This window comes from Aeromicrobium senzhongii, assembly GCF_014334735.1.
GTDB classification, from domain to species: Bacteria; Actinomycetota; Actinomycetes; order Propionibacteriales; family Nocardioidaceae; genus Aeromicrobium; species Aeromicrobium senzhongii.
Genome location: NZ_CP060587.1, coordinates 617,708 through 630,586 on the forward strand (window position 1 = coordinate 617,708; position 12,879 = coordinate 630,586).

Consider the following 12,879-nt stretch of genomic DNA (forward strand, 5'->3'; position numbering starts at 1 on the left):
TCCGTCCGCCGGTTAGGCTGGCACGCATGTCGTCAGGTCAACTGCCCCCGCGGACGCGTCCCGTCAGCGTGGCCCCCGGTCGCCTGACGGTCGAAGACCATCTCGAGACCATCTTGCGTGGCGTCGGCCCGTTGGCGGCCTACGACCAGCCGGTCGTCGAGTCGCTGGGCCTGAGCCTGCACGAGGACGTCCTGGCCAATGAGGACCTGCCACGGTTCTCCTCGGCTGCCGTCGACGGGTACGCCGTCAACGCCACCGACGTCGTCGGGGCCCGTCCCGGCGAGCCGGTCGAGTTGCCGGTCGTGGCCGAGATCGTCGCCGGCCTGGGCAAGCCGTTCGCCATCAGCGCCGGCTCGTGCGTGCGGATCATGGCCGGAGCGCCGCTGCCGCGCGGCGCCGACGCCGTCGTGCCGGCCGACTCGACCGACGGAGGGCGCACCAAGGTCGCGATCGGCCGCGCCGTGCTGGCCGGGGCGGGCGTGCGCCACGCGGCCGGAGACCTCTCCCGCGGCGCCGTCGCGCTTCCCGAGGGAGCCGTGCTCGGCCCCCGCGAGATCGGACTGCTCGCCGCGATCGGCCGCGACCGCGTCCGGGCCCGTCCGCGTCCGCGCGTCGTGGTCATGTCGACCGGTCGTGAGCTGCGCGAGCCCGGAGCCCACCTCGAGGTGGACTCCGTGTTCGATGCGAACTCCTCCATGCTCGCCGCCGCCGTTCGCGACCTCGGCGCCATCGCCTACCGCGTCGGCGTCGTCGACGACGATCCGGCCGTCTTCAAGCGCGTGCTCTCCGACCAGTTGGTGCGTGCCGACCTGGTCGTCACGACCGGCGGCATCACCGGCGACGACCGGGCCCTGGTCAAGCGCACGCTGACCGAGGTCGGCGAGGTGGCGTTCTCCGACGTCGCCATGACCCCGGGCCGCACCCACGGGTTCGGCCGGGTCTTCGAGGAGCAGACGCCCGTCATCACGCTGCCCGGCGACCCGGTGTCGGCCTATGTCGGGTTCGAGGTCTTCGTGGTGCCGGCGATCCGGCGGATGCTCGGGCGCACGCCCTACCGCCGCCCGCAGGTGCACGCGGTCCTGGCCGAGGACCTGAGGTCCGACACGGGGCTGCGCGAGTACCGCCCGGCGTTCTTCGAGGTCACGCACCGAGGCGCCAAGGTCACCCCGCTGCCGCACACCGGCCCGCACCTGGTCGGAGCGCTGGCCAAGGCCAACGCGTTGATCGTCGTGGGCGAGGACGAGAGCGCGCTCAATCTCGGCGACACCGTCCGCACCCTGGTGCTGGACCGCAACTTCTGATGGCTCGCGGCTGGCCGGCGACGCTGTCGGACGGACTCATCGGCGTGCGGCCGCTCGTGCGCCGCGACGCCTCCGCCTGGGCCCGGCTGCGCACCGAGAACCTCGAGTGGCTGGGTCCGTGGGAGGCCACGCTGCCCCGGGGCGAGGGCGTCGCGCCGGAGTCGTACGGCGCGACGATCGGCGCCCTGCGGCGGCGCGCCCGCGAGGGCACCGCGATGCCGTTCGCGATCACCTGGGCCGGGACGATGGTCGGTCAGGTGACGGTCAGCGGGATCACGCGCGGCTCGGCGTTGTGGGCCAGCATCGGCTATTGGGTGGCGCGCAGTCACGCGGGCCGGGGCGTCACTCCCACCGCCGTCGCGCTCGTGTGCGACCACCTGTTCACGCAGGTCGGGCTCCATCGGATCGAGATCTCCATCCGCCCCGAGAACGCCGCGAGCCTGCGAGTCGTCGAGAAGCTGGGTTTCGCCGAGTTCGGGCTGGCGCCGCGCTACCTGCACATCGCGGGGGACTGGCGCGACCACCGGCTGTTCCAATTGCTGCGAGAAGACGTGCCCGACGGGGTCCTGCACCGGCTGCGCCACGGCTCTGCCGACAGCTGAGTGACGCACGCCCGACGAACTCCGGGGCGACACGCCCCCGTCCCTCCCACGGATCACGTCCGTCACGACCTACGGTTTCAAACGTGGAGGGTTCCAGCGGACTGATCGTCGCATTCGTCGTCGCACTGTGGGCGGCGTACTTCGTCCCGCTCGTCCTGCGTCGCTACGACGAGGCGGGCAAGAACTCGTCCCTCGACCAGGACGGACCGACCCGACGTGTGGTCGAGCCCCGTCGCGTCACCGTCACCGCCCAGGAGCGTCCCGTCGAGCAGAAGCGCCCGGCGCCGGCCGCCCCGGCCCCCCTGAAGAGGACTTCCCCTCGTGTCGACCGGACTTCTCCGGCGGTCGACACGCAGCGTCCGCGCGTCTCGCGCGAAGCCGCTCGCATCGCCGCCCGCCGTCGCCGCAACGTGCTGCTGACGCTGGTCGCCGTGCTGGCGGTGCTCTCCGGTCTCGCGATCGCTCGTGTCACCGCGGTGTGGACCCCGGCCATCGGTGTCGGCCTGATCGTCGCCTGGCTCGTGTTGTGCCGCGTCATGGTCCGCCAGGAGCGTGGCATCGGTCGCCAGAGTGAGGGTCGTTCGTCGGCCGGCCTGGGTGCTGCTGTTCGTCGCCTGCGCGCTGTCCCGGCCGCCACCGGCCGTCTGTTCAGCTGGGCGTCGGGCCGCGTCACCGAGGGCGGCTCGAAGGCTGCCGTCGGCGGCACCGCCGCCGACGAGGAGATGACCGTCGTCGTCTCCGACCAGGTCGAGGACTACGACCCGAACCGCCGCAACGTCATGGAGATGGACGCCCCGCTGGGTGCCGACGCCTTGGACGAGCAGCTGCAGATCGCGGTCCCCAGCGTCTCGGCCACCACGGGCGAGCCGGTCTGGGATCCGCTGCCGATCACGGTTCCGACGTACGTCAGCAAGCCGCGTGCCGGTCGCACCGTGCGCACCATCGAGTTCGGTCAGCCCGGCGCCTGGACGTCCGGTCACGTCGAGGGTGAGCAGACCGAACTGCCCGGCATCGCAGGCGATGAGGGCGACACCGGCACCGAGCAGCGCGCCGTCGGTCACTGACCTGCGGCACGCAGACCGACCCGCGGATGTGATCGGCGGAACGGTTTTGCTAGGCTGGACCACGGCCTTGGGGCATTGGCGCAGTTGGTAGCGCGCTTCGTTCGCATCGAAGAGGTCAGGAGTTCGAATCTCCTATGCTCCACCCGAGACGGCGCCTCCGGATTCTTCCGGGGGCGCCGTCGTCGTTCAGCCTGCGGCCCGCCGCGGCGTCGTTTCCCGCCGCGTAGGCTCGGGCCGTGCGCGGTCCCGACATCCCCTCCACGCCTGTGTCGGCACTGGGGCCCGTGCTGCTCGTCCTGATCGGCGGCGCGGTGGGCACGCTCGTGCGGGCCGTGCTCGAGGACACGTTCGCGGCGGGCCCGGGGGAGTGGCCCTGGACCACCTTCGCCATCAACGTGTCCGGATCGTTCCTGCTGGGCGCGCTCGTGTCGGCGCTCGCGGTACGCGGTGACGACAGCGGTGGGCGTCGCCGAGTGCGGCTTGCCGTGGGCACCGGCGTCCTCGGCGGCTTCACGACGTACAGCACGTTCATCGTCGAGGTCGACGAGCTGCTGCGCGACGGGGCGCTCGGTCTGGGCACGGCCTACGCGCTGGGCAGTGTCGTCGCCGGTGTCCTGGCGGCGGGGCTGGGCGTGCTGCTCGGGGGCGCGCGGACGACGCCGGTCGATCCGGACGAGGCCGGCCGATGATCGGCCTCGTGGTGCTGGCCGGAGGGCTCGGCGCGGTGCTGCGGTTCGTCGTGGATGCATGGGTGACGCGTGTGGTCCGTTCGCGGGTGCCCCTCGGAACCCTCGTCGTCAATGTCACCGGCTCGTTCCTGCTCGGACTCGTCGTGGCGCTCAGTGGCGACCATGGCGTCGGTGCGGACGTCCGCTCGGTGGTCGGGACGGGTCTGCTGGGCGGGTACACGACCTTCTCGGCAGCGAGTGTCGAAGCGGGGAGCCTGGCCCGGCAGCGCGGCTCCCGTGCCCTCGTGACGGCGACTGTGCACGCGGCCGCGATGCTCGTCTGCAGCCTCCTCGCGGCCGGGCTCGGCCTCTGGTTCGGGGGACGCTGACGCCAGGGCGATCTACAGGGCGATCTCCGGCTTGATCTGCGACACCTTCCAGATCCTTCGTCGATAGGCCGCGAGGGCCGTCAGGGCCACCGATCCCACCACGTACGCCGCGAGCACCGCGATGTCGCGCGGCAGGCTGTCGAGCGCCGCGTCGTACATCAGGTGACGGATGCCGTCGATGGCGTAGGACATCGGCAGGACGTGGTGGGCGGCCTGCAGCGCGCCGGGCAAGGTCTGCCACGGGAACGTGCCGCCGGCGCTGGCCAATTGCAGGACCAGCAGGACCAGCCCGAGGAACTGACCGACCGGCCCGAGCCACGCGTTGAGGCAGTGCACGATGGCCACGAAGGCCGCAGCCACCAGCATGAGGAACAGCGCGACCTGCGCGGCACGGAGCACGTCGATGCCCACCACCGCCACCACGATGCCGAGCATGACGAGCACCTGCACGGCCGCGAGGAGCGCGGGGGTGAGCCAGCCACCGAGAGCCGTGCGCAACGGGGACTGCCGCGCCGCGATCGCGCGGTTCGACAGCGGCCGCACCAGCAGGAACATGACGTAGCTGCCGACCCAGGTGCCGATGCACAGGAAGAACGGAGCCAGTCCGGCGCCGTAGCTGTCGGCGGACGCCTGGGCGACGTCCCGGGTCTGGATCGGCGAGGCGATGGCCTCGGCGGCCTCGTCGCGGCGCTCACGGCCGAGGTCCGGGACCGAGTTGATGCCGTCCTCCAGCCCGGTCGCCAGGCGCTGGGACCCCGCGCGGGCCGTGCCCAGCCCGGTGGTCAGCTCGTCGGCGCCCGATGCCAGCTTCCTCGCCCCGTTCTCGGCCTCGAGCTGCCCGCTGACGAGCCGGGCGCTGCCGGACTCGGCGGTCGTGAGGCCGTTCTTGAGCGTCGCGGTGCCGTTCGCGACCTTCTCGGCGCCGGCGGCCAGCTCGTCGATCTGGGCGTCCGTGGCCTGGACCTTGTCGTTGAGCTGGTTCAGCGGTGCTCCGAGCTGGTCGACCTGCGCCAGGATCCGGCGCTGCTGGGCCGGAGTGAGTCCGGCGTCGTCCAGGAGCTCGGCGATGTCGGCCCGCGCCTGCGGGAGCGCCTCATTGGCCGTCTTGGAGGCGGCCGCGATGTCGTCGGCCACCGTCGCGATCTTCTCGTTGCCGGCGGCCACCTGGCGCGACCCGCTCTCGAGCTCGGCCGTGCCCGAGGCGGCACTGCTGATGCCTCGGCCGAGCGTGCGCTGGCCCTCGAGCAGGGTCGCCTGCCCGTCGGCCAGCTTCGTGGCGCCGGTGGCGAGCCGCTCGCTGCCCTTCTCCGCCTCGGCGATGCCCTGGGTCAGCTTCTCGGCTCCGGCTCCGGCCTCCTGCAGCTTGTCGTGCAGGGTCGAGAAGCCCAGCAGGAACGCGGCAGCGGCCTTCTCGCCGACGTTCTGGTCGATCGACGCGCTGACCCTCGACAGGACCTGGTCGGCGATCGTGGCCGAGAGGTAGTTGTTCGCCTCGTTCGTGGTCAGGATCAGCGTGCCCTTCTTGGGGTCGAAGTCCGCCGTCGAGGCGAGCGCCTCGGAGAACCCCCGGGGGATGGTCAGGGCGAACAGGTACTCGCCGTTCTCGACACCGCGGTCCGCGTCGGCGGCGGACACCTCGCGCCAGTCGAACGAGCCGTCCTTCACCAGGTCGCGAGCCACCTCCCGGCCGGCGTCGATGCGCCCGCTCTGCTTGCTCTCGGCGGGCTGGTCCTCGACGACCAGCGCGGCCTCGACGGTGGTGAGGCGGCCGTACGGGTCGTGATTGGCCCACAGGTAGAGCGAGGCGTAGAGGGTCGGGATCAGGATCACGGCCGCGATGGCCAGCCGGGGGAGCAGTCCGGCACTGAGCCTCAGGAGCTCGGTGAGGGCGAGCCGCAGCGATGTCATCAGGACCTCCCGAGGGTGGCGTGCGAGTGGTCGACACCCTGCAGGGTGGTCGTGGTCAGCTGCAGGCACACGGCGTAGCCGGAGTCGGCCAGCTCGCGGGCCACCCCGAGGGCCTCGTCGGCCTGCACGCCGTAACGGTCGGGACAACACAGGACGAGGGCGCGGACGCCGGGGCGCTGGGCGGCGAGATACGCGAGCAACTGGAAGCGCAGCGCGGCCGGCACGTCCTCGACGCGCGTGCGACGCCAGTCCTCGGCGCCGTACTGGCTCAGCGTCTCGCGCACGTGCCTCGGCCGGGCGGGCAGGCGCGCCATCGCCAGCTCCTCGCCGATCGCCGTGGACAGCGACACGACCTCGTCGGGCTCGGAGACCGCCGGCACGTCGACGACGGCCACCTCGCGGCGCAGCCGCTGCCCGTCCGCCTCGCCGTCGACCAGGACCTGCCCCGAGGACGGGACCATCCGGCCGGCCACGACGAGGCTGAAAGCCGTGTGGCCCGTCCCCGGCGGCCCGTCGATGATCGTGACGGCTCCGGACTCGATCGTCGCTGAGGTGGGGCGCAGCAGGGGCGAATGAGGGCCGTCCACCGCGACAGCCAGGGATTCGATGCGCATGGGACCTCGCTACGGCAGTCGGTTCCCTCCACTGTGACCCAGCGTGGCGGGAACCGAAACCGGAGAGCGACGCCCGCCGGACCCCGGCCGCGTCAGAGCACGAGCTCGGCCATGAGGCGCAAGGTGGCCTCGTCGCCCCCGACCATGAGCGTCGTGACGACGGACTCGCGCCAGGCGGCGAGATCGTCGCGGATCTTCTCCTTCGGTCCGATCAGGGCGATCTTCTCGACGAGGTCGAGGGGGACGGCGGCCGTGGCCTCGTCCTTGCGACCCTCCAGGTACAGGTCCTGGATCTTCGTGCAGACCTCCTCGAACCCCAGGCGCGCGACGGCGTCGAAGTGGAAGTTGGCACCCTTCGCGCCCATGCCGCCGACGTACAGCGCGATGAACGGACGGATCCAGTCGGCTGCCGCCTCGAGGTCGTCGGACACGATGACCTGCACCGGGCAGGCGACCTCGAACTGGTCGCGCGGCAACCGCTCGGGCGAGCGCAGCGCGAAGCCCGCCTCGAGGGCGTCGTGGGCGAAGGTCGCGTCGTGCGGCGAGTAGAAGAACGGGATCCAGCCGTCGGCGATCTCGGCCGAGAGGGCGATGTTCTTCGGCCCCTCGGCGGCCAGCAGGAGGGGGATCTGATCGCGGACCGGGTGCAGCGTCGAACGCAGGGACTTGCCCAGGCCGGTGGACTTCAGGCCGTACCTGTCGACGTAGGGGATCTGGATCTGGGCGCCGTCGTGGGCGACCTTCTCGCGGGCGATCGCCTGACGCAGCACATCGAAGTACTCGCGGGTGCGCGCCAGCGGGCGCGGGTAGGGCTGGCCGTACCAACCCTCCACGACCTGTGGGCCCGAGACGCCCAGCCCGAGCATCATCCGGCCGCCCGAGAGGTGATCGAGGGTCATGGCGGCCATCGCGGTGGCCGTGGGGGTGCGGGCGGACATCTGGACGATGCCGGTGCCGAGCTTGATCCGCTCGGTCGAGGCGCCCAGCCAGGCCAGCGGCGTCAGGGCGTCGGAGCCGTAGGCCTCCGCGGTCCAGACCGAGTCGTAGCCCAGCTCCTCGGCCAGGGCGACCTGCGCGGCCTGTCCCGGCGGCTGTCCCTTGCCCCAGTAGCCGAGGCTGAGTCCGAGCTTCATCCGTCTGCACCTCCCATGAGCGGGCGCACGTCGCCCGTGTCGTGGCTCACGCTGCCACATCGAGGGCCGCCGCGTCCCGGATGGTCCCGAGGTGGGTCAGCGTCGGGCGCGGCGGCGGCGGACCCCCAGCACGACGACGGCGACCAGGCCCACGGGGATCAGCCACGGTGTCAGCAGTCCGGCGACGGTGACCAGCCCGTCCACGGTGGCGACGAGGGCGTTCCAGCCGCGCGTGAGGCCCCCACGGAAGCCCTCACCGGGCTCGACCGGGCGCGCGGTGTCCCGGGGCGTCACGAGCACCTCGATGGTGGCCAGCGAGGTCTGGTCGCGCAGCGCGCGGCGCTGGCCCTGCAGTGCCTCGAGATCTCCCTGGCGCTGGGTGAGCTGGGCCTCGGCGTCGAGCAGGTCTCGGGTCGACGAGGACTCCGCGACGATCGCCCGCAACCGTCGGATCGACGTCTCCAGCGACGCGATGCGCGCGTCGACGTCCGCGATCGTGGCCGCCTCGTCGGTGCGCTCGAGGTACACCGAGGACGGCGCGCCGAGGGAGTCGAGCTCGCGCCGGAGCGCCTCGACGCCGTCAGCGGGCACGCGCACGGTGAGCGAGGCCGAGCCCTCCGCGCCGCCCTCGATGGTCTCGGCGTCGATACGTCCCAGGCGCCCCGCGACGAACGTGCGGATCACCGCGACCGCGTCGCGCACGTCGTCGACCTCGACCGACATCGAGCCCGTCGTGACGACGGTCGTGAGCGGCGGGACCTCCGCGTCGGCAGCGGTGTCGTCCGCCTCGGCGCCCGCGTCCGACCGGGCACTCGGCGCCTCCGCCGCGGCCGTGTCATCGGCGGTGGTCGCCTTCGAGTCGCTCGAGGACCCGCCGAGCTCGCTCACTCCCACTCCGACGCCACCCACGACGACGACCGCCGCGGCGACGGCGCCCGCGAAGGCCGCCCGCACCCGCCGGCGCCGGTGCCGCGTGGCGCCCTCGTGCTCGGCGACCGCGTCCATCACGCCCACGCGCATCCGCTCGATCCGCTCCGGCTCGAGCACCGGCAGCTCCGTCCCGGTCATCAGGCACGCTCCTCTCGCAGGTCGCTGCGCAGGCGGGTCCGCAATCGCGACACGCGGTTGCGGACGGCTCCGTGGGTCACGCCGACCGCGGCGGCCGCCTGCTCGTAGGTCAGGTCACCGTCGACACACAGCTCGTACAACCGGCGATCGATGGGGGAGAGGCGGGCCACGGCCGCCTCGATGGCCGCCGCGACCGCTGCCTCCTCCAGGCGGCCGGAGGGATCGGCGTCGGGATCGACCGGCTCGTGCTCCAGCGCGACGGCGCGACGGCGCGCACGCTTGCGACGGGTGTTGAGCGCGGTGTACCGCGCCGTGACCATGAGCCACGGCAGGATCGAGCGGTCGGCGATCGTGATGTCGCCGATGCGCCGCCAGGCCGTGACGAACGTGTCCTGGCAGACGTCCTCTGCCTCGTCGGCGTCGCCGACGACCCGGTGCGCCTGCCAGTAGACGGCACCGACGTGCCGGTCGAACAGTGTGCCGAACGCGAACGTGTCTCCGCGTCGGGCCCGCGCCAGCAGCGCCGCGTCGCTCAGCGGAGCGTCCTGCGCCTCGGGCTGGGCCGGTCCGGCCATCGTCTCGATCCTTGCCTCCACGACCTCTCATGTCGCGGTGCAGCGCATCGTCTCAGATCCAGCGGTCCCACCACATGCGTTCGCGCCACTGGTCGTACGTGATGATCCGGTTGGCCAGGATCGGGTAGAAGTACCAGAACATCGCGATGACGATGCCCACGTAGGCCGCGATGCCGCCCCACCACAGCCGGTCCGGGATGCGGCGGCGGATCGCGGCGAACACCAGGCACAGCGCCACGATCATGAACGGCACGATCGCGACGGCGTAGAAGGTGAAGATCGGGCGGCCCGAGGTGATCCACCACGGCGCCCACGTGGCCACGACGGCGACCAGCGGCAGGCTCCAGCGCCACGTGGGGTTGCGGATCCAGGCCACGAGCGCCGTGACCAGACCGAGCGTGCCGACCCACCAGATCGCGGGGTTGCCCAGCGTCAGCACCTGGCGGACGCACTTGGACTCGGCTGCCGCACCGCACGCGGAGGCGGCGATGTCGAAGTTCGAGGAGACGTTCGTGGGCCGCCACTGGATCAGCCAGCCGAAGGCGTTGGTCTCGTAGGGGTGGGTCTTGGTCGCGAGGTAGTCGCCGGTGTGGAAGTTCCAGGTCATGACGTGGAAGCTCCACAGCGAGCGGAACGCGTCGATCAACCCGCCCAACGGGCCACGGGTGGGGTTGCTGACGCTGCCCCAGACCGGCTCGTCGCCGTAGCCGTGCCCGAAGCGCGTCTCGAAGGCGTCGTGGTTCAGCAGCCAGCCGGTCCAGCTGAGGAGGTAGACCACCAGCGCGACGCCGACGAGCGAGACGAAGGCGGGGAGGCCGGCACGCAGCACCCGCATCACCGCGTCCTGCCACGTCGCGACCCGGCCCCGGGCCCACACGTCCCACACCACGACCGTGATGCCGAACGCCGCCAGCACGTACAGACCGCTCCACTTGGTCGCGATCGCCAGGCCGAAGCAGGCGCCGGCCGCCAGTTGCCAGGGGCGCAGCCAGATCCACGCATCGGGTCCGACCTCGCGCAGCTTGCGGGTGAGCCAGTCGCGGTCGGCGGCCAGGCAGGCGGTGGCGCAGACCAGCCAGAACGCGAGGAAGACGTCGAGCAGGGCGATGCGCGACATCGTGAAGTGCAACCCGTCGAGGGTCAGCAGCAGGCCCGCCAGGCAGCCCAGCGCGATCGAGCCGGTGAGCCGCAGCACGAGGCGGGCTAGCACCAGGACCGTGAGGGAGCCGATGACGACGGCGCCGAAGCGCCACCCCAGCGGCGTCAGGCCGAACAGCTTCTCGCCGAACGCGATGAGCCATTTGCCACCGTCGGGGTGCACGACCCAGGTCGGGTCCTGGGTGAACACGTCGGTCTCACCGTTGATGATCCGGCCGTTCGCGTCATCGACGGCGTCGCGTGCGTACCCGCCGTGCAGGAGCCCCCAGGCGTCCTTGGCGTAGTACGTCTCGTCGAACGTCAGCGAGTTCGGGCTCGAGACCTTCCAGATCCGCAGGAAAAAGGCCAGCAACGCCACGGCGATCGGCCCGATCCATCCCCAGGCGCGCAGGCTGATGTTGTCGAGCAGAGTCACCCGGCACACCCTAGCCAGACTGGGAGCCGAGCGGGAGTGCCATCGAACTCGCAGTTACATCGGGCCCGTTCGCGCCGTGTGCCGCCGTGGCAGGATCGAGGGGTGCTGATCCTCGCCGGGACCCCCATCGGAACCGTGGCGGACGCCTCCGGGCGCCTCGCCCCCGCGTTGGCCGAGGCCGACGTCGTCGCGGCCGAGGACACCCGCCGCTTCCGGCGGCTGGCCGCCGACCTGGGCGTCGAGGTCACCGCTCGCGTCGTCTCGTACTTCGAGGGCAACGAGGAGCAGCGCACGGCCGAGCTGATGGACGACCTGCGCGCCGGCCGGACCGTCGTCCTGGTGACCGATGCCGGGATGCCGAGCGTGTCGGACCCGGGCTACCGGATCGTCGCCGCTGCCGTGGCCGAGGACCTGCCGGTCACCGCGATCCCGGGCCCCTCGGCCGTGCTGACGGCGCTGGCGGTCTCGGGGCTGCCGGTGGACCGCTTCTGCTTCGAGGGCTTCCCGCCGCGCAAGCCGGGCGAGCGGGCTCGCGTGCTCGGCGCGCTCGCGACCGATCCGCGCACCTTGGTGTTCTTCGAGTCCCCGCACCGCACTGCCGCGACCCTGGCGGCGATGGCCGAGGCGTTCGGGCCCGACCGTCGCGCAGCCGTCTGCCGCGAGCTGACGAAGACGTACGAGGAGGTCGTGCGCGGTCCGCTGTCCGACCTCGCGCAGTGGGCCGGCGACGGCGATCGCGTGCGCGGCGAGATCACGATCGTCGTCTCCGGCGCGGAACCGGCGGCCCCCGAGGACCTCGACGAGGCCGACCTCGCGGCGCTGGTCGAGCAGACCCGAGCCGAGGGGCTCAGCACCAAGGACGCGATCGCCGACGTCGCGCGGCGCACCGGAATCTCCCGCAAGGTGGTCTACGCCGCCGCCCACGCCCCCAAGGAGTCCTCATGAGTCAGCCGCTGAAGCTCGGGTACAAGGCCTCGGCCGAGCAGTTCGGTCCGCGCGACCTGGTCGAGTACGCCGTGGCCGCCGAGGCGCACGGCATGGAGTCGGTCTGGACCAGCGACCACTTCCAGCCCTGGCGCCACGTCGGCGGGCACGCCCCGTTCTCGCTCGCGTGGATGACCGCGGTGGGCGAGCGGACCCACTCCGTGGTCATCGGCACGTCCGTGATGACGCCGACGTTCCGCTACAACCCCGCCGTCATCGCCCAGGCGTTCGCCACGATGGGATGCCTGTACCCGGGTCGGATCGTGCTGGGCGTCGGCACCGGTGAGGCGCTCAATGAGATCGCCACCGGCTTCCGCGGTGCGGGCGAGCAGGACTGGCCCGAGTTCAAGGAGCGGTTCGCGCGGCTGCGCGAGTCGGTGCGCCTCATGCGGGCCCTGTGGTCCGACGAGCGGGTGTCCTTCGAGGGCGAGTACTACTCCACGCACGACGCCTCGATCTACGACCGCCCCGACGAGCCGATCCCGGTCTACATCGCGGCCGGCGGCCCGGTCGTGGCGAAGTACGCCGGGCGCATGGGAGACGGCTCGATCTGCACCTCGGGCAAGGGGCCCGAGCTCTACACCGAGAAGCTGCTGCCGGCGATGCGCGAGGGCGCCGAGGCCGCGGGGCGCGACCCGCAGGAGGCCGACCGGATGATCGAGATCAAGCTCTCCTACGACACCGATCCCGAGCTGGCGCTGGAGAACACGCGCTTCTGGTCGCCGCTGTCGCTCACGCCCGAGCAGAAGCACTCCATCACCGACCCGGTCGAGATGGAGAAGGCGGCCGACGCGCTGCCGATCGCGCAGATCGCCAAGCGCTGGATCGTGGGCTCGGATCCCGACGAGGTCGTCGAGAAGATCGGCCAGTACGTCGACTGGGGCTTCAACCACCTCGTGTTCCACGCGCCCGGGAACGACCAGAACCGCTTCCTGGAGCTCTTCGAGCGCGATCTGGCGCCGCGTCTGCGCGCTCGCTGACCGCGGGACGAGCCGCGGTT

13 protein-coding genes and 1 tRNA gene are annotated in these 12,879 nt (G+C 72.0%); 8 read left to right on the forward strand and 6 right to left on the reverse strand.

Annotated elements, in window-relative coordinates:
* The first annotated feature begins 26 nt into the window (after positions 1 to 26).
* The 6 genes from glp (at position 27) to H9L21_RS03140 (ending at position 4,024) form a co-directional block, all read left to right on the forward strand.
* The gene (glp, locus tag H9L21_RS03115) at positions 27 to 1,301 is read left to right on the forward strand and encodes a molybdotransferase-like divisome protein Glp (protein ID WP_154595730.1); all 1,275 of its coding nucleotides are present in this window, start codon (positions 27 to 29) and stop codon (positions 1,299 to 1,301) included.
* Positions 1,301 to 1,903: a GNAT family N-acetyltransferase gene (locus H9L21_RS03120; protein ID WP_154595729.1), complete on the forward strand. Its 603-nt coding sequence runs from the start codon at positions 1,301 to 1,303 to the stop codon at positions 1,901 to 1,903. Before glp ends, H9L21_RS03120 begins: the two co-directional genes overlap by 1 nt.
* Positions 1,904 to 1,986: 83 nt before the next feature.
* Positions 1,987 to 2,967: a divisome protein SepX/GlpR gene (gene sepX / locus H9L21_RS03125; RefSeq protein ID WP_154595728.1), complete on the forward strand. Its 981-nt coding sequence runs from the start codon at positions 1,987 to 1,989 to the stop codon at positions 2,965 to 2,967.
* A gap of 69 nt (positions 2,968 to 3,036) precedes the next feature.
* Positions 3,037 to 3,109 (forward strand) — tRNA-Ala (locus tag H9L21_RS03130).
* A 94-nt stretch (positions 3,110 to 3,203) separates the two neighbouring features.
* Positions 3,204 to 3,656 (forward strand): fluoride efflux transporter FluC, encoded by a 453-nt coding sequence (locus tag H9L21_RS03135; protein WP_255467227.1) that lies wholly within the window; start codon positions 3,204 to 3,206, stop codon positions 3,654 to 3,656.
* Complete coding sequence (locus H9L21_RS03140; protein ID WP_154595727.1) at positions 3,653 to 4,024, forward strand: fluoride efflux transporter FluC; 372 nt, start codon at positions 3,653 to 3,655, stop codon at positions 4,022 to 4,024. The genes H9L21_RS03135 and H9L21_RS03140 overlap by 4 nt, the downstream gene beginning before the upstream one ends.
* 12 nt (positions 4,025 to 4,036) lie before the next feature.
* Here the strand turns inward: H9L21_RS03140 and H9L21_RS03145 are convergent, their stop codons facing one another.
* The 6 genes from H9L21_RS03145 to H9L21_RS03170 form a co-directional block, all read right to left on the reverse strand.
* Positions 4,037 to 5,932 (reverse strand): YhgE/Pip domain-containing protein, encoded by a 1,896-nt coding sequence (locus H9L21_RS03145; protein WP_154595726.1) that lies wholly within the window; start codon positions 5,930 to 5,932, stop codon positions 4,037 to 4,039.
* A complete protein-coding gene (locus H9L21_RS03150) occupies positions 5,932 to 6,546 on the reverse strand; it encodes an ATP-binding cassette domain-containing protein (RefSeq protein WP_154595725.1) in 615 nt (204 codons plus the stop codon). Before H9L21_RS03150 ends, H9L21_RS03145 begins: the two co-directional genes overlap by 1 nt.
* Positions 6,547 to 6,638: 92 nt before the next feature.
* Positions 6,639 to 7,679, reverse strand: a complete 1,041-nt coding sequence (locus tag H9L21_RS03155) for an LLM class F420-dependent oxidoreductase (RefSeq protein WP_154595724.1) — start codon at positions 7,677 to 7,679, stop codon at positions 6,639 to 6,641.
* 96 nt (positions 7,680 to 7,775) lie between these two features.
* The gene (locus H9L21_RS03160) at positions 7,776 to 8,747 is read right to left on the reverse strand and encodes a DUF4349 domain-containing protein (RefSeq protein WP_154595723.1); all 972 of its coding nucleotides are present in this window, start codon (positions 8,745 to 8,747) and stop codon (positions 7,776 to 7,778) included.
* On the reverse strand, positions 8,747 to 9,343 hold the full coding sequence (locus tag H9L21_RS03165) for an RNA polymerase sigma factor (protein ID WP_255467230.1): 597 nt from the start codon (positions 9,341 to 9,343) through the stop codon (positions 8,747 to 8,749). Before H9L21_RS03165 ends, H9L21_RS03160 begins: the two co-directional genes overlap by 1 nt.
* 31 nt (positions 9,344 to 9,374) lie before the next feature.
* On the reverse strand, positions 9,375 to 10,895 hold the full coding sequence (locus H9L21_RS03170) for a dolichyl-phosphate-mannose--protein mannosyltransferase (RefSeq protein ID WP_154595722.1): 1,521 nt from the start codon (positions 10,893 to 10,895) through the stop codon (positions 9,375 to 9,377).
* 102 nt (positions 10,896 to 10,997) lie between these two features.
* Here H9L21_RS03170 and rsmI point away from each other — a divergent pair, with 102 nt between their 5' ends.
* Both rsmI and fgd read left to right on the forward strand, forming a co-directional pair.
* A complete protein-coding gene (gene rsmI / locus H9L21_RS03175) occupies positions 10,998 to 11,840 on the forward strand; it encodes a 16S rRNA (cytidine(1402)-2'-O)-methyltransferase (protein WP_187411745.1) in 843 nt (280 codons plus the stop codon).
* Positions 11,837 to 12,859: a glucose-6-phosphate dehydrogenase (coenzyme-F420) gene (fgd, locus tag H9L21_RS03180; protein WP_154595721.1), complete on the forward strand. Its 1,023-nt coding sequence runs from the start codon at positions 11,837 to 11,839 to the stop codon at positions 12,857 to 12,859. The genes rsmI and fgd overlap by 4 nt, the downstream gene beginning before the upstream one ends.
* The last annotated feature ends 20 nt before the right edge of the window (positions 12,860 to 12,879 follow it).